At 66.4% G+C, this 17,817-nt stretch carries 14 protein-coding genes and 3 tRNA genes; 2 read left to right on the forward strand and 15 right to left on the reverse strand.

Annotated features, from left to right (window positions below):
• Positions 1-174: 174 nt before the first annotated feature.
• From IAI53_RS08075 to IAI53_RS08085, 3 genes are all read right to left on the reverse strand, one after another.
• The gene (locus IAI53_RS08075) at positions 175-1,182 is read right to left on the reverse strand and encodes a type I asparaginase (RefSeq protein ID WP_187717588.1); all 1,008 of its coding nucleotides are present in this window, start codon (positions 1,180-1,182) and stop codon (positions 175-177) included.
• Positions 1,179-2,579, reverse strand: a complete 1,401-nt coding sequence (locus tag IAI53_RS08080; protein WP_187717589.1) for an aspartate ammonia-lyase — start codon at positions 2,577-2,579, stop codon at positions 1,179-1,181. The genes IAI53_RS08075 and IAI53_RS08080 overlap by 4 nt, the downstream gene beginning before the upstream one ends.
• A gap of 74 nt (positions 2,580-2,653) precedes the next feature.
• A complete protein-coding gene (locus tag IAI53_RS08085) occupies positions 2,654-4,111 on the reverse strand; it encodes an alanine/glycine:cation symporter family protein (protein ID WP_187717590.1) in 1,458 nt (485 codons plus the stop codon).
• Between the two features lie 265 nt (positions 4,112-4,376).
• Between IAI53_RS08085 and IAI53_RS08090 the strand changes: the two genes are divergently transcribed.
• The gene (locus tag IAI53_RS08090; protein ID WP_187717591.1) at positions 4,377-5,189 is read left to right on the forward strand and encodes a helix-turn-helix domain-containing protein; all 813 of its coding nucleotides are present in this window, start codon (positions 4,377-4,379) and stop codon (positions 5,187-5,189) included.
• A gap of 64 nt (positions 5,190-5,253) precedes the next feature.
• Here the strand turns inward: IAI53_RS08090 and IAI53_RS08095 are convergent.
• The 3 genes from IAI53_RS08095 to IAI53_RS08105 all read right to left on the reverse strand — a co-directional run bounded on the left by IAI53_RS08095 (position 5,254) and on the right by IAI53_RS08105 (position 5,559).
• Positions 5,254-5,329: transfer RNA gene (locus IAI53_RS08095), tRNA-His, on the reverse strand.
• A gap of 49 nt (positions 5,330-5,378) precedes the next feature.
• A tRNA-Arg gene (locus tag IAI53_RS08100) sits at positions 5,379-5,455 on the reverse strand.
• Between the two features lie 27 nt (positions 5,456-5,482).
• Positions 5,483-5,559, reverse strand: a tRNA-Pro gene (locus IAI53_RS08105).
• A 179-nt stretch (positions 5,560-5,738) separates the two neighbouring features.
• Between IAI53_RS08105 and dksA the strand changes: the two genes are divergently transcribed.
• Complete coding sequence (dksA, locus tag IAI53_RS08110) at positions 5,739-6,164, forward strand: RNA polymerase-binding protein DksA (protein ID WP_187717592.1); 426 nt, start codon at positions 5,739-5,741, stop codon at positions 6,162-6,164.
• Positions 6,165-6,258: 94 nt separating this feature from the next.
• On the opposite strand, the gene pnp is transcribed toward dksA, so the two are convergent.
• The 9 genes from pnp to IAI53_RS08155 form a co-directional block, all read right to left on the reverse strand.
• Complete coding sequence (gene pnp, locus IAI53_RS08115; protein WP_187717593.1) at positions 6,259-8,361, reverse strand: polyribonucleotide nucleotidyltransferase; 2,103 nt, start codon at positions 8,359-8,361, stop codon at positions 6,259-6,261.
• Positions 8,362-8,525: 164 nt separating this feature from the next.
• Positions 8,526-8,795 carry a 30S ribosomal protein S15 gene (gene rpsO / locus IAI53_RS08120; protein WP_187717594.1) on the reverse strand — a complete coding sequence of 90 codons (270 nt, stop codon included), beginning with the start codon at positions 8,793-8,795 and terminating at the stop codon, positions 8,526-8,528.
• Between the two features lie 78 nt (positions 8,796-8,873).
• Complete coding sequence (gene truB / locus IAI53_RS08125) at positions 8,874-9,791, reverse strand: tRNA pseudouridine(55) synthase TruB (RefSeq protein ID WP_187717595.1); 918 nt, start codon at positions 9,789-9,791, stop codon at positions 8,874-8,876.
• A 73-nt stretch (positions 9,792-9,864) separates the two neighbouring features.
• A complete protein-coding gene (rbfA, locus tag IAI53_RS08130; protein ID WP_187717596.1) occupies positions 9,865-10,290 on the reverse strand; it encodes a 30S ribosome-binding factor RbfA in 426 nt (141 codons plus the stop codon).
• 2 nt (positions 10,291-10,292) lie between these two features.
• Positions 10,293-13,073 (reverse strand): translation initiation factor IF-2, encoded by a 2,781-nt coding sequence (gene infB, locus IAI53_RS08135; RefSeq protein ID WP_187717597.1) that lies wholly within the window; start codon positions 13,071-13,073, stop codon positions 10,293-10,295.
• A gap of 13 nt (positions 13,074-13,086) precedes the next feature.
• The gene (gene nusA, locus IAI53_RS08140; protein WP_187717598.1) at positions 13,087-14,562 is read right to left on the reverse strand and encodes a transcription termination factor NusA; all 1,476 of its coding nucleotides are present in this window, start codon (positions 14,560-14,562) and stop codon (positions 13,087-13,089) included.
• A 27-nt stretch (positions 14,563-14,589) separates the two neighbouring features.
• Entirely contained in the window at positions 14,590-15,018 is a 429-nt protein-coding gene (gene rimP / locus IAI53_RS08145) for a ribosome maturation factor RimP (protein WP_187717599.1), read from the reverse strand.
• Positions 15,019-15,196: 178 nt separating this feature from the next.
• Complete coding sequence (locus tag IAI53_RS08150) at positions 15,197-15,739, reverse strand: isochorismatase family protein (RefSeq protein WP_187717600.1); 543 nt, start codon at positions 15,737-15,739, stop codon at positions 15,197-15,199.
• Between the two features lie 12 nt (positions 15,740-15,751).
• Entirely contained in the window at positions 15,752-17,713 is a 1,962-nt protein-coding gene (locus IAI53_RS08155; RefSeq protein WP_187717601.1) for an acetoacetate--CoA ligase, read from the reverse strand.
• Positions 17,714-17,817 lie beyond the last annotated feature (104 nt).

Genomic DNA, 17,817 nt, shown 5'->3' on the forward strand with positions numbered 1-17,817 from the left:
TACACCTCCGCAAGCCGCCGCGCCGGATGTGGACGCTCTCAGGATAGCTCCCCAAGGCGGGTATAAACATACTTCCCAAGTAGGGTGATTTGCCCGTGACATGCCCCCGGTGGCGGGCGCCCCGGGCCGGCCCAGCACCTGCGCGGCGCACTGACGCGAACGACGCGGGCAGGCTCAGCCCAGCTCGCCGCACAGGGTGCGGCCGAAGTGCGCGCGGATCTCCTCCGCATCGAGCCCGCGCGCGATCAGCACGTGCAGTTTGGCGAAAGCCGCTTCCAGCGTGAGGTCGCCGCCCGCCACCACGCCGATGCGCGCCAGCGCCGCGCCGGTGGCGTAGCTGCCCTGCACCACGCTGCCGGTCACGCACTGGGTGATGTTCACCACCACCACGCCGCGCGCGACCGCCGCGCCCAGCGCGGCCAGCAGTTGCGCGTCGGCGTCCGGCGCATTGCCCACGCCGTAGCTGCACAGCACCAGGCCGCGCACCGCCGGGTCGCCGAGCAGCGCCTCGACCGCAGGCGCCGACAGCCCCGGATGGACGGTCAGCACCGCCACTGCGGCCCGGTCGAACGCCGGCAGCGCGAAGTCCCGCGCCGCTGGACGCAACAGGCGATCGTCATGCACGACGATGCCGATGCCCGCTTCGGCAAGCGGCAGACAGTTGGGCGAATCGAAGGCAGCGAAACGGTCGGCGTGCGCCTTGCTGCTGCGGTTGCCGCGCAGCAGGCGGCCGCCGAAGTAGATCGCCACCTCGCGGATGCGCGGATCGGCGGCCAGCGCGAGCGCACCCTGCAGGTTGGCCGCCGCGTCGCTGCGCGGCTGGCCGAGCGGGATCTGCGCGCCGCTGAGGATCACCGGCTTGTCGGCGCCGAGCAGCATGAAGGACAGCGCCGAAGCGGTCCACGCCATGGTGTCGGTGCCGTGCAGCACCACGAAACCGTCCCACTCGTCCCAGCGCGCCACCAGTTCGGCCGCGATGGCCCGCCAGTGCGCGGGCTGCAGGTTGGCGCTGTCGATCGGCTCGGCCATCTCGACGATCTCGCAGGCCGGCAGCCCTGCGCAGGCGGCAAACTGGCGGCGCAGCACCCCGGCGAAGTCCGCCATCGGCCGGTAGCCCTGCGCCGACGGCGCCATGCCGATGGTGCCGCCGACGTACAGCACCAGGACGCGGCGCTGCGTCACGTCGCGACCTGCGGAGCCAGCATGGCCTGCGGGCTGAGCAGGCGGTCGAGCTGCTCGGCCGAGAGCAGGCCCTCGGCGATCACCAGCTCGCGCACCGTGGCCTGCGTGGTGAGCGCCTGCGCGGCGATGCGCGAGGCGTTGGCGTAGCCGATGTGCGGCACCAGCGCGGTGATCACGCCGATGCTGCGCTCGACGTGGCTACGGCACTGCGCGCGATCGGCGCGGATGCCGCGGATGCAGCGCTCCTCCAGCATGCGGCAGGCGGTGCCGAGCATCTTCAGCGAAGAGAGCAGGTTGTAGACGATCAGCGGCTCCATGGCGTTGAGCTGCAACTGGCCGGCTTCGGCCGCCATGGTTACCGCCAGGTCGTTGCCGATGACCTGGAAGGCGGTCTGGTTCACCGCCTCCGGGATCACCGGATTGACCTTGCCCGGCATGATCGACGAGCCCGGCTGCATCGGCGGCAGGTGGATCTCGCCGAAGCCGGTGCGCGGCCCGCTGGAGAGCAGGCGCAGGTCGTTGGCGAGCTTGGAGAGTTTGATCGCCAGGCGCTTCAACACCCCGGAGAACAGCACGAAGGCGCCCATGTCCGAGGTGGCCTCCACCAGGTTGGCGGCCGGCACGATGGGCTTGCCGGAGAGTTCGGCGAGGTGATGCACCGCCAGCCGGGCGTAGTCCGGATGGGTGTTGATGCCGGTGCCGATCGCGGTGCCGCCGAGGTTCACCTCGCACAGCAGCAGGCACACTTCGCGCAGGCGGTCGATGTCCTCCCCCAGGTTCACCGCGAAGGCGTCGAACTCCTGGCCGAGGGTCATCGGCACCGCATCCTGCAGCTGGGTGCGACCCATCTTAAGCACATCGGCGAACTCGCGGCCCTTCTCTTCCAGCGCCGTCTTCAGGCTGGCGATCGCCTCGACCAGCGGTTCGGTGGCGAACTGCAGGCCGACGCACGCCGCGGTCGGATAGGCGTCGTTGGTGGACTGCGAGCGGTTCACGTCGTCGTTGGGATGCAGGTGCTGGTAGGCGCCCTTGGGCTGGCCGAGCTTTTCCAGCGCGAGGTTGGCGATCACCTCGTTGGCGTTCATGTTGGTCGAGGTGCCTGCGCCGCCCTGGATCAGGTCCACCACGAAGGCCTCATGCAGCCGCCCGCCGACGATGTCCTCGCAGGCGGCGACGATGGCCTCGGCCTTGTGCGGGGCGAGCAGGCCGAGCTCGCGGTTGGCGCGCGCGGCGGCGGCCTTGACCATCGCCAGCGCGTTGATGAAGTGGGGGAAATGGCTGATCGGCACGCCGGTGATGGCAAAGTTGTCGACCGCGCGCTGGGTCTGGATGCCGTGCCAGCAATCGGCGGGCAGCGCCATGTCGCCGAGCAGGTCGTGTTCGACGCGGGTATTCATCGTGGTTTTCGTCCGCAGGAGATCGGGAGGGGCCCGCCGGGGCCTTGTGGGCTCCGGCGGGTGGAAGCACGGGTTCAGGCGGTACGAACCCGGGCGGAAACGGTGCGCGGCTCGTCTTCCTCTTCGAGCTTCCAGGCGTCCGGGTCGATGCCCAGATCGGCGAACTTGGCCGCGTCGAACACCGGCTCTTCGACACCGGCGGCGATCTGCTCGTCGAAATCGCGCATCAGGCGCAGGCCGCGCTTGAACAGCATGGCCAGCGCGAACAGGTTGGCCAGCGCCAGGAAGCCCATGGTGACGTCGGCAAAGGCGAAGGCGGTGCCCAGGTCGGTGGTCGCGCCCCAGCCGCACAGGCCGATCACCACCACGCGGTACACCGCGATCAGCAGCGGGTTGCGGTCGCTGAAGAAGGCCAGGCTGTTCTCGCCGAGGTAGTAGTTGTAGATGATGGTGGTGAAACCGAAGAGCATCAGCGCAACACTGACGAAAACCCGTCCCCACTCGCCCACATGGCCGGCCAGCGAGGCCTGGGTGAGCGCCACGCCGCCGATTTCGCTGGCCGCGCCGGGCTGGTACACCGAGCCGAGCAGCACGATGAAGGCGGTGCAGGAGCACAGGATCAGCGTGTCGATGAACACCGAGAAGGCCTGCACCACGCCCTGGCTGGCCGGATGCGGCACGTAGGCCACCGCGGCCACGTTGGGCGCGCTGCCCAGCCCGGCCTCGTTGGAGAACAGGCCGCGCTTGACCCCCATCATGATGGCCGCACCGATGCCGCCGCCGATCGCCGGCTCCAGGCCGAAGGCGCTCTTGACGATCAGCGAAAACACCGCGGGGATGGCGTCCAGGTTGAGCGCCACCACCGCCAGCGCGATCGCCAGGTAGCCGATCGCCATCACCGGCACCAGCACCTCGGCGACCACCGCGATGCGCTTGACGCCGCCAACCACGATAGCGGCCACCACCACTGCCAGGCCGATGCCGGTGGCAAGCACCGGAATACCGAACGCGTCCTCGAAGGAGGTGGCCACCGAGTACGACTGCAGCGCGTTGAAACCGAAGCCGAAGGTCACCAGCAGCAGCACCGAATACAACCCGGCCAGCCACTTCCAGTTCGCCCCCATGCCGCGCGCGATGTAGTGCGCCGGCCCGCCGCGGTAGGTGCCGTCCGGCTCGGCCTGCTTGTAGGCCTGCGCCAGCGTGCATTCGAAGAAGCTGGTCGCCATGCCGATCAGGCCGACCACCCACATCCAGAAGATCGACCCCGGCCCGCCGAGGGTGATCGCCACCGCCACGCCGGCGATGTTGCCGCCGCCCACCCGGCCGGCGACCGACAGCATCAGCGCCTGGAAGGAGGACAGGTGGCCATGCTTGTCGCGCGAGAACGCCTGGTTGGCGCCGAGGATGCGGAACATGCGGCCAAAGTGGCGGAACTGCACGAAGCGCGAACCGATGGTGAACACCAGGCCCAGGCCGATCAGCACGACGATCAGCACCTTGCCCCACAGGAGGTCGTTGAGCAGGTCAAGCATGGCGGCACCCTCCCGATCTGCGGCAGGAGGAGCCGGTCGGCGCGCCCGCAGGACGCGGCGGATTCGAGATGCTGTGCATATGGGTCTCCATTGCGGCGCGGGGCCGCTGTTGTCGTTTGATAGAGCCCGTGCATTTGACCAAGCGTGCGGCGCGGATTGAATTTGCCGATCTGGTTCATTCTGTCGCTCACTGACGCTCGAACTGCGCCATACTGCGCCACTTTCTTCGAACGAATCCGCTGCCGCCGCCGCGGAGATGCCAGCCATGAACGAGGACTTCGCCCGCAACCTGCGCCTGCTGTGCAGCTACTACCGCTCGATCGCCGAGGTCTGCCGCCGCCTCGGCATCAATCGCCCGCAGTTCAACCGCTACCTGAGCGGACGCTACCTGCCGGCGGCGAACACCCTGCGCCGTTTCTGCGACTTCTTCGGCGTCGAGGAACACGAGATCATGCTGCCCAGCGCGCAGTTCGAGCGCCTGGTGCAGGTGCGTCCGCGCAGCAGCGCGGCGCCGGCCACCGGCGCGCCGGAAGCGCCTCATCTTGCGCGGCTGCGCGAGATCGGCAGCGCCGGGCTGGACAAGTATCTCGGCTACTACTTCGAGACCTATCTGTCGATGGCCTGTCCGGGGCGCATCTTGCGCACCCTGGTATGCCTGGAACGGCGCGAGGAAGGAATCTACTACCAGCGCACCGAGCGGCTGATCGAGCATCCGCGCGAGAAGGCCTATCACGGCATCTACCTGGGCACCGCGCATTTCCTCACCGACCGCATCTTCCTCACCGACTACGAGACGCTGACCGGCCTGGAGATCACCCAGACCATTCTCTTTCCCTCGTTCAAGAACCGGGTGACCCGCCTCACCGGGCTCAAGCTGGGGGTGTCGGGCAGCGGGGAGCGCATGCCGTGCTGCACGCGGGTGGTGTATGAGTATCTCGGCCCGCGCATCGACGTGCGTCGCGCCCTGCGGCTGTGCGGGCTCTACGAGATGGACGATCCGCAGATCGACGAGGCGACCCGCAATGCGGTCACCAACACATCCGCCGAGGGAGAGTGGCACTTCCGCGCGCGCTTCTGACGCGATGCGGCGCGCAAAAAGCAAAACGCCAGCCCGAGGGCTGGCGTTTTGCTTGCATGATGCTTGGGGCGACATACCGGTTTCGAACCGGTGACCTTTGGAGCCACAATCCAACGCTCTACCAACTGAGCTAATGCCGCCACCATCAGGACCTCGGCAAACGCCGCGGCCCGGAAAACTTTTTCACTCTGGCCTGCCCGGCAGGGATCGAACCTGCAACCCCCGGCTTAGAAGGCCGGTGCTCTATCCAATTGAGCTACGGGCAGATTCCACGCGGGCATCCGGGGGTGAGCTGGTCGGGGTGGAGGGATTCGAACCCCCGACATCTTGCTCCCAAAGCAAGCGCGCTACCGGACTGCGCTACACCCCGAGAGCGGCGAATCATACACACTAGCCCCGGGGGCGTCAAACATCTGTGCAGGAATTTCGCGCACGCCCCAAAGGCATATTCCGGCACCGCGCGCAGGCTGCTCGATGCCGCGCTTTGCTTGCCCGCGCAGGGGGTTTCTGCTATTAAATCGCTTCCCTCAAACAACGGAAGTCGTAGTCATGGCAGAAGACACCCTGCACAAGCAGTTTCCGCCCTATGTTCCCGCCAAGGGCGAGGATTACATGAGCGAGAAGCAGTTGGCACACTTCCGCAACATCCTCGACACCCTCAAGCGCGAACTGATGGAAGACATCGAGCGCACGGTACACACGCTGCAGGACGAGGCCACCGTGTTCGCCGACCCCAACGACCGCGCCAGCCAGGAGTCCGACATCGCCCTGGAACTGCGCAACCGCGACCGCGAACGCAAGCTGATCAAGAAGATCGACGAGGCGCTCGGGCGCATCAACGACGGCGAGTACGGCTACTGTGACAGCTGCGGCGTGGAGATCGGCCTCAAGCGCCTGGAGGCGCGCCCCACCGCCACGCTGTGCATCGACTGCAAGACGCTGGAGGAAATGCGCGAACGCCAGGTCGCCAAGTAGGCCCTCCTCCGCTTCGCAGCGCAGGCCGCTGCAGGAAGCGCGGACAAAAAAAGGGACGCCGCAGCGTCCCTTTCTTATTGGGCCGAAGACCCGATCAGCCGGCGCTCTGCGGTTCCAGCAGCGCCTTCATGGACAGGCGGATCTTGCCACGCTCGTCGGTTTCCAGCACCTTCACGCGCACAGCCTGGCCTTCCTTGACGTAGTCGGACACGTTGTTCACGCGCTCGTTGGCGATCTGCGAGACGTGCAGCAGGCCGTCACGACCCGGCATGATGTTCACGATGGCGCCGAAGTCCAGCAGGCGCACCACGGTGCCCTCGTAGACCTTGCCCACCTCGACTTCGGCGGTGATCGCCTCGATCTTTTCCTTGGCGGCCTGGGCGCTTTCCGAGCTCACCGAGGAGATGGTGACGGTGCCGTCGTCCTCGATCTCGATGACCGCGCCGGTCTCTTCCTGCAGGCCGCGGATCACCGCGCCGCCCTTGCCGATCACGTCGCGGATCTTCTCGGGGTTGATCTTCATGGTGATCATGCGCGGGGCGAACTCGGAGACCTCGCCGCGTGCCGCGCTCAGCGCCGACTTCATCTTCTCCAGGATGTGGAGGCGGCCCTCGCCGGCCTGGGCCAGCGCAACCTGCATGATCTCCTTGGTGATGCCCTGGATCTTGATGTCCATCTGCAGCGCGGTGACGCCGTTCTCGGTACCCGCGACCTTGAAGTCCATGTCGCCGAGGTGATCCTCGTCGCCCAGGATGTCGGTCAGCACCGCGAAGCGGTTGCCTTCCTTGATCAGGCCCATGGCGATGCCGGCGACGTGCGCCTTCATCGGCACGCCGGCATCCATCAGCGCGAGCGAGCCGCCGCACACCGAGGCCATCGAGCTGGAGCCGTTGGATTCGGTGATCTCGGACACCAGGCGGATGGTGTAGCTGAAGTCCTCGTCGGCGGGCAGCGCGGCGATCAGCGCGCGCTTGGCCAGGCGGCCGTGGCCGACTTCGCGGCGCTTGGTGATGCCGAAGCGGCCGGTCTCGCCGGTGCAGAACGGCGGGAAGTTGTAGTGCAGCATGAAGTTTTCACGGTACTCGCCGGCGATCGCGTCGATGATCTGCTCGTCGCGGCCGGTGCCCAGGGTGGCGACCACCATGGCCTGGGTCTCGCCGCGGGTGAACAGCGCGGAACCGTGGGTACGCGGCAGCACGCCGACGCGGATGTCGATCGGGCGCACGGTGCGGGTGTCGCGACCGTCGATACGCGGCTCGCCGTTGAGGATGCGGCTGCGCACGATGCCGGACTCGAGGTTGAAGAAGATGTCCTTCACCTCGTTGGCCGTCGGCGGGTTGTCCACGCCTTCGGTCACCGCGGCGATCACGCTCTTGCGGATCTCGGCCAGACGCTCGCTGCGTGCCTGTTTGCTGGTGATGTTGAAGGCCTGCTCAAGGTCGGCCTTCGCCAGCTCGGTGATGCGGGCGATCAGCGGCTCGTTGGCGGCCGGCGGCTGCCAGTTCCATTCGGGCTTGCCGGCGACTTCCACCAGCTCGTTGATCGCACGGATGGCGTGCTGCATCTGGTCGTGGCCGTAGACCACCGCACCCAGCATCACTTCTTCGGACAGCTCCTTGGCTTCGGACTCGACCATCAGCACCGCGGTCTCGGTACCGGCCACAACCAGGTTCAGCTCGCTGGTCTTGAGCTGTTCGGCGGTCGGGTTGAGCAGGTACTGGCCGTCCAGGTAGCCCACGCGCGCGGCGCCGATCGGGCCGTTGAACGGGATGCCGGACAGCGCCAGCGCGGCCGAGGCACCGATCATCGCCGGGATGTCGGAGTCGACTTCCGGATTCAGCGACAGCACCGTGGCGATGACCTGCACTTCGTTGTAGAAGCCGTCCGGGAAGAGCGGACGGATCGGGCGGTCGATCAGGCGGGAGGTGAGGATTTCCTTCTCGGTCGGACGGCCTTCGCGCTTGAAGAAGCCGCCGGGGATACGGCCCGCGGCGTAGAACTTCTCGACGTAATCGACGGTGAGCGGGAAGAAGTCCTGGCCCGGCTTGGCGTCCTTGGCGGCGACCACGGTGGCGAGCACCACGGTGTCGTCCATGTTGACGATGACGGCGCCGCCGGCCTGGCGAGCAACCTCGCCGGTTTCGAGCGTGACGGTGTGGGCGCCGTAGGCAAAGGTTTTCTTGATGGCGTTAGGCAAGGGAAATTCCTTTTTTTAAGTGCAGCGAACTACAACTGCTTGGAGGGATGTCCGCGGCGCAGAAGCGACAAAGCCGGGCCGGCCCGCGTGGGCACGTCCCGGCTTTGCTTGATCAGCTTGCCGTATTCGGCTTCGGCGCTGTCGGACGCGTCACGACCGGCGGCTTACTTGCGCAGGCCCAGACGCTCGATCAGGTTGCGATAGCTGTCGGCGTTGGTGCGCTTCAGGTAGTCCAGCAGCTTGCGACGGCGGCTGACCATCTTGAGCAGGCCACGGCGGGAGTGATGATCCTTGGCGTTGGCCTTGAAGTGGCCGGTCAGGCCGTTGATGCGCGTGGTGAGCAGGGCCACCTGGACTTCGGGAGAGCCGGTGTCGCCCTTGGCGCGCTGATAATCGGCAACGACTTGCGCCTTGGTAGTGGTATCGAGAGCCATGTGCGTTTTTACTCTGTTGTTTCTGTCAATCAGAAGCGGCGAATTATAACGGACGCCGCGCGAAAATTTCAATCGAATTCATGTATTACCGTTGCCATCGCCGGTCGCGACGAGGCGTTTGGGCAACAGGCGCCCCTCCCCGTTGGTTTCTCCAAGCCCGAGAAAGCGCCCTGCAGCATACAGCCGCAGCAGTCCGGGCGCAGTACCCGGCAAGGGCAACTGACGGCCTTGCAGGATGGCGGCGGCAGCGGCGGGGTCGAGCTCGATCGCAGGCAGATGCGCGACCAGCGCGTCTGCCGGCGCCAGCAGGGCGTCGCGCGCCTCGCCTTCGGCCGCGGCCTCGAGCGCCTCGAGCGTGACCGCCCCGGATGCCGTGAACGGACCGATCCGTGTCCGGCGCAGCGCTGCCAGATGGGCGCCGCAACCCAGTGCGCGACCGAGGTCGATGGCCAGCGTGCGGATGTAGGTCCCCTTGCTGCAATCCACCCGGATACTGAACGTCTCGCCGTCGAAGTCCAGCAGTTCGAGCGCGTGGATGCTCACCACGCGCGCCTTGCGCTCGACCTCGATGCCGGCGCGTGCGTACTCGTAGAGCGGCTTGCCATCGCGCTTGAGCGCCGAGTACATCGGCGGTACCTGCTCGATCTCGCCGCGAAAGCGCGCCAGCGCGGCCTCCACCTTGACCCGGTCGACGGCCACCTCGGCGGTGGCGATGACCTGTCCTTCGGCATCGCCGGTATCGGTCTCGACCCCGAGCCGCACGACCGCCTCGTAGCCCTTGTCGGCGTCGAGCAGCATCTGCGAGAACTTGGTGGCTTCACCGAAGGTCAGCGGCAACAGGCCGGTGGCCATGGGGTCCAGCGTGCCGGTATGCCCGGCCTTGGCGGCGTTGAGCAGACGGCGGGCGCGCTGCAGCGCGGTGTTGGAACTCAGCCCCTGGGGCTTGTCGAGCAGCAGCACGCCGTCGACCGGACGGCGTTTGTGGCGGAATTGCATGGAGTGCGTCGAAGTATGAAGCAGGAGGGCGGGATGCAGCACCGGCGCGACCACGGGTCGCGCCGGCTTGCCGTCAATCGTCTTTCTTGTCAGCGCCCCCGTCCGGAAGGTCGGGGCCAGCGCTCGACTCGTGGTCGTGGCGCGCTTCATCCTCGCGCACGGCATCGTCGATCAGGCGCGACAGCCGGCTGCCCTGCTCCAGCGACTTGTCGTAGTGGAAGTGCAGTTCCGGCGTGGTGTGGATGCGCACCCGCCGGCCCAATTCACGGCGCAGGAAGCCGCTCGCGCGGCGCAGGCCGGCGAGGATCTCGTCCAGCCCTTCCTCTCCGGTCATGGAGGTGAAAAACACCTTGGCATGCGCGTAATCCGGCGTGACCTCCACGTCGGTCAGCGAGATCATGCCGATGCGCGGATCCTTCACCTCCAGCCGGATCAGCTCGGCCAGCTCGCGGCGGATCTGCTCCGCCACGCGCTGGCTGCGTGAGTACTCCTTGGGCATGGTCAGAGCGTCCGGGCCACTTCGCGGATCTCGAAGATCTCGAGCTGGTCGCCTTCCTGGATGTCGTTGAAGTTCTTCAGCTGCAGGCCGCATTCGTAGCCCGACTTGACTTCCTTCACGTCATCCTTGAAGCGCTTGAGCGAATCGAGCTCCCCGGTCCACACCACCACGTTGTTGCGCAGCAGGCGGGCGGACGAACCGCGCTTGACCACGCCTTCGAGCACGTAGCAACCGGCCACCGAGCCCACCCTGGAGATGGTGAACACCTGGCGGATTTCGACCAGACCGATGATCTCCTCGCGCTTCTCGGGCGCCAGCATGCCGGACAGCGCAGCCTTCACCTCATCCACTGCGTCGTAGATGATGTTGTAGTAGCGGATGTCCACGCCGAAGCTCTCGGCCAGCTTGCGCGCACCTGCGTCCGCCCGGGTGTTGAAGCCCAGGATGACCGCGCCGGAGGCCTGCGCCAGGTTGACGTCGGATTCGGAGATGCCGCCGACCGCACCGTGGATGACGTTGACTCGCACCTCGTCGGTGGACAGCTTCTGCAGCGCCTGCACCAGGGCTTCCTGCGAACCCTGCACGTCGGCCTTGATGATCAGCGGCAGGGTCTTGACCTCGCCCTCGGCCATCTGCTCGAGCATGTTCTCCAGCTTGGCGGCCTGCTGCTTGGCGAGCTTGACGTCGCGGAACTTGCCCTGGCGGAACAGCGCGATCTCGCGTGCCTTCTTCTCGTCGAGCAGCACGATGGCCTCGTCGCCCGCGCCCGGCACGTCCGACAGGCCGAGGATCTCGACCGGAATCGAGGGGCCGGCCTCGTCGATCGGCTTGCCGTTTTCGTCCAGCATCGCGCGGATGCGGCCGAAGGTGGCGCCGACCAGCAGCACGTCGCCCTTCCTCAGCGTACCCGACTGCACCAGCAGGGATGCGACCGGGCCGCGGCCCTTGTCCAGGCGGGCTTCGATGATCAGGCCCTTGGCCGGGGTATCGTCCGGCGCGGTCAGTTCCAGCACTTCGGCCTGCAGCAGGATGGCTTCGAGCAGGTCGTCGACACCCTGGCCGCTCTTCGCCGAGACCGGCACGAACATCACGTCGCCGCCATATTCCTCGGGAATGACGCTCTCGGCGACCAGTTCCTGCTTGACGCGATCGGGGCTGGCTTCCGGCTTGTCGATCTTGGTGATCGCCACCACGATGGGAACGTTGGCTGCCTTGGCGTGGTGGATGGCCTCGCGGGTCTGCGGCATCACGCCGTCGTCGGCCGCGCACACCAGAATGACGATGTCGGTCGCCTTCGCGCCGCGCGCTCGCATCGCGGTAAAGGCCTCGTGGCCCGGAGTGTCGAGGAAGGTGATCATGCCCCGCGCAGTCTCGACGTGATACGCGCCGATGTGCTGTGTAATGCCGCCGTGCTCGCCCGCGGCCACCTTGGCGCGACGGATGTAGTCGAGCAGCGAGGTCTTGCCGTGGTCGACGTGACCCATGACCGTCACCACCGGGGCGCGCGGCTTGAGTTCGGCGTCCTTGTGCTCGGCGCTTTCCTCCAGGAAGGCGTCCGGATCGTCGAGCTTGGCCGCAAGCGCCTTGTGGCCCATCTCCTCGACGATGATCATCGCCGTATCCTGGTCCAGCACCTGGTTGATGGTAACCATGGTGCCCATCTTCATCAGCGCCTTGATGACCTCGGTGGCCTTGATCGCCATCTTGTGGGCCAGATCGCCCACGGTGATGGTTTCGGGGACGTGCACCTCGCGCACCACCGGTTCGGTCGGCGCCTGGAAGCTGGAGCGGTCATCGGAATGATGGCGACCACCATGCCGGCCGCCACCCTTGGCGCCCTTCCATCCGCCACCGCCGCCGATCTCGCCGCGGGTCTTCAGACCGCCGCGGCGCTTGGCATTTTCGGCCTCGCGGGTATCGCGACCGGTGCCACGCTTGACGTCCTTGCCACCCTTGTCGTCAGCCTTGGCCGGACGATGCAGGGTGCCGCTCGGCCCCTTGGCGGCGGTCTTCGGCTGTTCTGCCTTCTGCGCTTCGGCACGGACGCGGGCCTCTTCTTCCAGCTTGCGCGCTTCGGCTGCGGCTCGCGCGGCAGCCTCGCGCTCCTGACGGGCACGGATGTCGGCGGCCTGGCGTTCCAGCAGTTCGCGCTGGCGACGGGTTTCGCGCTCACGGGAGGCAAGTTCTTCCTCGCTGAGCAGCGAGGTGATCGACACCGGTGCCGCAGGCTTCGGCGCGGCAACCGGCGCTTCGGCTGCGGCTTCCACGGCCGGGACTTCGGGTTCGGGTTCGGCGGCAGGCTCGGCCTGCGGCGCTTCGGCCACAGGCTCGGGGACCGGCTCGGCAGCAGGTTCCGGCTCGGGCGCGGCAGCCACCGTTTCGGGTACAGCCTCGATCTCGACGACCGGTTCGCTCACCGGCGCTTCCTCCGGCTCGGCGGCAGCGGCCACCTCTTCCGTTTCGGCTTGCAGGTCGGCGAGCAGTTCGTCGCGCTTGACGAAGGTGCGCTTCTTGCGCACTTCGACCTGCACGGTGCGCGCGCGGCCGGTAGAGTCGGTCGCGCGGATCTCGGTGGTCTGCTTGCGGGTCAGGGTGATCTTGCCCTTCGGTTCGGTATCGCCGTGCGACCGACGAAGGTATTCAAGCAGCCGCGCCTTGTCCTGTTCGCTCAACAGGTCATCTGCGCCGGACTTGTCAACGCCGGCCTTCTGCAGCTGCTCGAGCAGTACCGCAGCCGGCATTTTCAGTTCGCCGGCAAACTGGGTCACGCTCATCTGTTCCATCAATGCCCTCCCGTCATTCTTCGAACCAATGGGCGCGGGCGGTCGAAATCAGCGCCTTGGCTCGTTCTTCGTCAATCCCGGCAAGTTCGACCAGCTCGTCCACTGCGAGATCGGCCAGCTCGTCACGGGTACGAATGCCCTTCTGGGCCAGTTCCGCGGCAAGTGACTTGTCCATGCCTTCGAGGCCGAGCAGGTCGTCGGAGACCTTTTCCAGCTGCTCCTCGGTGACGATCGCCTCGGTGAGCAGCACGTTGCGCGCACGATTGCGCAACTCGTTCACCGTGTCCTCGTCGAAGGCTTCGATTTCAAGCATTTCCGCCAGCGGAACGTAGGCGATCTCCTCCAGCGAGGAGAAGCCTTCGTCGATGAGGATGTCGGCCACCTCATCGTCCACGTCCAGCTTGGTCATGAACAGGGTGCGCAGGCCCTCGCGCTCGCGCTCGGACTTCTCGGCCGACTCTTCTTCGCTCATCAGGTTGATCGTCCAGCCGGTGAGCTCGGAGGCGAGCTTGACGTTCTGGCCGCTGCGACCGATGGCGATGGCGAGGTTGTTCTCGTCGACCACCACGTCCATGGCGTGGGACTCCTCGTCGACCACGATGGACACCACCTCGGCCGGCTGCAGCGCGGCGATGACGAACTGGGCCGGGTCCTGTGCCCATACGATGATGTCGATCTGTTCGCCGCCGATCTCGTTGCGCACCGCGGTGACGCGCGAGCCGCGCAGGCCGACGCAGGTACCGATCGGGTCGATGCGCGGATCGTTGGACTTGACCGCGATCTTGGCACGCAGCCCGGGGTCACGGGCGCAGGCCTTGATCTCCAGCAGGCCGTCCTCGATCTCCGGCACCTCGAGCTCGAACAGCTTCATCAGGAACTCGGGCGCAGTGCGCGACAGGATCAGCTGCGGGCCGCGGGCACCGCGGTCGATGCGCAGCAGGAAGGCCTTGACGCGGTCACCCACGCGCAGGTTTTCCTTGGGGATCATCTGGTCGCGCGGCAGCACCGCTTCCATGCGGCCGACCTCGATGATCGCGTTGCCGCGCTCCATGCGCTTGATGGAACCGGAGACCAGGAATTCCTTGCGCTCCAGGAAGTCGTTGAGCACCTGCTCGCGCTCGGCGTCGCGGATTTTCTGCAGGATGACCTGCTTGGCGGCCTGCGCGCCGATACGACCGAAGTCGATCGGCTCGAGCGGCTCCTCGATGTACTCGCCGAGCTCGATGTCGGCATTGACCTCGCGCGCATCGATGATGCCCATCTCGGCTTCGTCGTTGCTCACTTCCTCGTCGAGCATGACCAGCCAGCGGCGGGCGGACTCGTAGTCGCCTGTCTCGCGGTCGATGCGGACCACCACATCGGCGTCGTCATGGATGCGCTTCTTGGTCGCGGAAGCGAGCGCCGACTCCAGCGCAGCGAACACGATGTCCTTTGCGACGTTCTTTTCGCGCGCCAGGGCATCCACAAGCAGCAGAATTTCGCGGCTCATTTCCTCAAAACCTCCACATCCGAATGCTCAAAACTTGGGAACAAGACGTACCTTTTCGATCTCGTCGAAGGGAAAGGCGAATTCGCCCTTCTCGGTGCTCAATACGACCGCACCGTCCTTCACACCACCGAGCACGCCGATGAAATTTCGTTGATTGCCGACCGGCATCTGCAGTCTCACCTGGGCCTCCTGCCCGGCGAAACGCTCGAAGTCGGCCAGCTTCTTGAGCGGCCGATCCAGCCCGGGGGACGACACTTCCAGCCGGTCGTAGTCGACGTTCTCGACCTCGAACACCCGGGTCAGCTGATTGCTGACCGTGGCGCAGTCATCCACCGTGACGCCCCGCTCGATATCGATGAACACGCGCAGCAGACGCCCCTTCGGGGACATCTCGAGATCCACCAGCTCGAACCCGAGCCCGCTGACCACCTGCCCGACCAGACCTTCCAGATTCATTTACCCGCCCACAAATAAAAAATGGGCGAAACGCCCATCCCTGTTGAACTCAACCGGAAACAGCCGGACCCGCCCCACAGGACGGGTCTGAAAAAAGCTTTTGGATTATAACCGTTTGGCGCGCTTCCAGCAATGCAAGCTACCCAGCGCAGCTCATACCCTGCGCCACCGAGGGCGCTCAGCGGATGAACTCGCGGTTGATCTCTGAGAACAGCGCCGTTCCCCCGCGCTGCAGCCATTCGAAGGCGACCATCTCCCGCGAGACGATCTCGATGCCGTGCTGGCGCATGCGCTCGAAGGCCAGATCGCGGTTGACCGGGTCGCGCGAACCCGCGGCGTCGGCCACCACGAAGACCTCCTTGCCCGCCCAGCGCAGGTCCAGCGCGGTCTGCTGCACGCAAACATGCGCCTCGGTGCCGCACACCACCACCTGGCGCCGACGATCGACCTCGGTCGCCGCCAGGCAGCCGTCCGCCTGCGCGGAGAAGGCTTCCTTGCTGACGAAACGCGCGGAGGCGGCCGCCGCCTTGAGCGCCTCCACCGTGGCGCCGATTTTCGCCGGGCAGTGCTCAGTCACCACCACCGGCACGCCGATGCGCGCGGCCACCCGGGCCAGCCAGATGCAGTTGTCCACGATCCTCTGGCCTTCATGGATCGCCGGCGCCAGTCGACTCTGGACGTCGACGATCAACAGGCTGCACTTGTCCGCGCTCATCAACATGCCTTGCCCTCCTCAGCCGGCCAGTTCGGCGCGGTCGCGGAAATGCGCCAGCGCCTCGGGGTTGGCCAGCGCCTCGATGTTCTTCACCGGCTGGCCATGGACCACGTTGCGCACCGCCAGTTCGACGATCTTGCCGCTCTTGGTACGCGGGATGTCAGCCACCTGCAGCACCTTGGCCGGCACATGGCGCGGCGTGGTGTTGTCGCGGATGGTCTGGCGGATGCGGCGCACCAGCTCATCGTCCAGCACGAGTCCCTCGCGCAGCTTGACGAACAAGACCACGCGCACATCGCCCTGCCAGTCCTGGCCGATGACCAGCGACTCGACCACCTCTTCGAGCTTCTCGACCTGGCGGTAGATCTCCGCGGTGCCGATGCGCACCCCGCCCGGGTTGAGGGTGGCGTCCGAGCGTCCGTAGATGATCAGGCCGCCGTGCGCGGTGATCTCGCAGAAGTCGCCGTGGCACCAGACGTTCTCGAAACGCTCGAAGTAGGCGGCGCGGTATTTGGCGCCGTCGGCGTCGTTCCAGAAGCCGATCGGCATCACCGGGAAGGGTTTGGTGCACACCAGCTCGCCCTTCTCGCCGCGTACCGGACGGCCTTCGTCGTCCCATACGTCGACCGCCATGCCCAGGCCACGGCACTGGATCTCGCCGCGCCACACCGGCAGCACCGGGCAGCCGAGCACGAAGCAGGAGATGATGTCGGTGCCGCCCGAGATCGACGACAACTGCAGGTCGGCCTTGATCTCGCGGTACACGTAGTCGAAGCCTTCGGGCACCAGCGGGCTGCCGGTGCTCATCAGCGCACGCACGCTGGCGAGGCTGTGGGTCTCGCGCGGCTTGAGGTCGAACTTGGCGCAGGCATCGATGAACTTGGCCGAGGTACCGAAGTGGGTCATGCCTTCGGCGTCGGCGTAGTCGAACAGCACGCGGTTGCCGCCGGCGAAGGGCGAGCCGTCGTAGAGCAGCAGCGTGGCTTCGGCCGCCAGGCCGGAGACCAGCCAGTTCCACATCATCCAGCCGCAGGTGGTGAAGTAGAACACCCGGTCGCCCGGCTTCACGTCGCCGTGCAGCTTGTGCTCCTTGAGGTGCTGCAACAGCGCGCCGCCGGCGCAATGCACGATGCACTTCGGGACCCCGGTGGTGCCCGAGGAATACATGATGTAGAGCGGGTGATCGAAGGGCAGCGGCTCGAAGGCAATCTCGGTTTCCGCGTGATGCGGCGCGACGAAGTCCGCCAGCATGCGCGCATGGGCGATGGCGGAAAGCTCGTGCTGTGCATGCACGTAGGGCACCACCACCACACGCTTGAGCGAAGGCAGGCGCGCGGCGACCTCGGCCAGCTTGTCCAGGCAGTCGACGACCTTGCCGTTGTAGTAATAGCCGTCGCAGGCAATCAGCACCTTGGGTTCGGTCTGGCCGAAACGGTCGAGCACGCCCTGCACGCCGAAATCCGGCGAGGCGGAGGTGAAGATCGCGCCGATGCTCGCCGCGGCCAGCATGGCCACCACGGTCTCGGGCATATTGGGCATGTAGGCGGCCACGCGGTCGCCCTTGCCCACCCCCTGCTCGCGCAGCGCGGCAGCGAACTGCGCCACGCGGCGGTAGAGTTCGCCATGGCTCATGCGGTTCTTGACCCGGTCCTCGCCCCAGAACACCAGCGCGTCACGCTCGTCGCGCGAACGCAGCAGATTCTGCGCAAAGTTCAGTCGCGCCTCGGGAAACCACTTCGCCCCGGGCATGCGCTCGCCATCGACCAGCACCGTCTCGCCACGCTCGCCGATCACCCCGCCGTATTCCCAGACACTGGTCCAGAACTGTTCAGGGTGCTCAACCGACCAGCCGTGCAGCGCCTCGTAGTCCGGCAGCGACAGCCCCCAGCGCGCTTCGGCGCGACGGGCGAAATCGGTGATGTTGGCGGCAGCGATGCGCTCGGCCGATGGCTGCCAGAGCGGCTGGTCCTTGTTGCTCATACGGGTCTCCTCACTCGTTTGGTCTGAATTATTTTCTGATTTCTGATCATTCGCCTGTAGGAGCGGGCTTGCCCGCGATCGGCGGCGTATCGCGGCCAAGGCCG

The organism is Thauera sedimentorum (genome assembly GCF_014489115.1).
In the GTDB taxonomy this organism is placed as follows: Bacteria; Pseudomonadota; Gammaproteobacteria; order Burkholderiales; family Rhodocyclaceae; genus Pseudothauera; species Pseudothauera sedimentorum.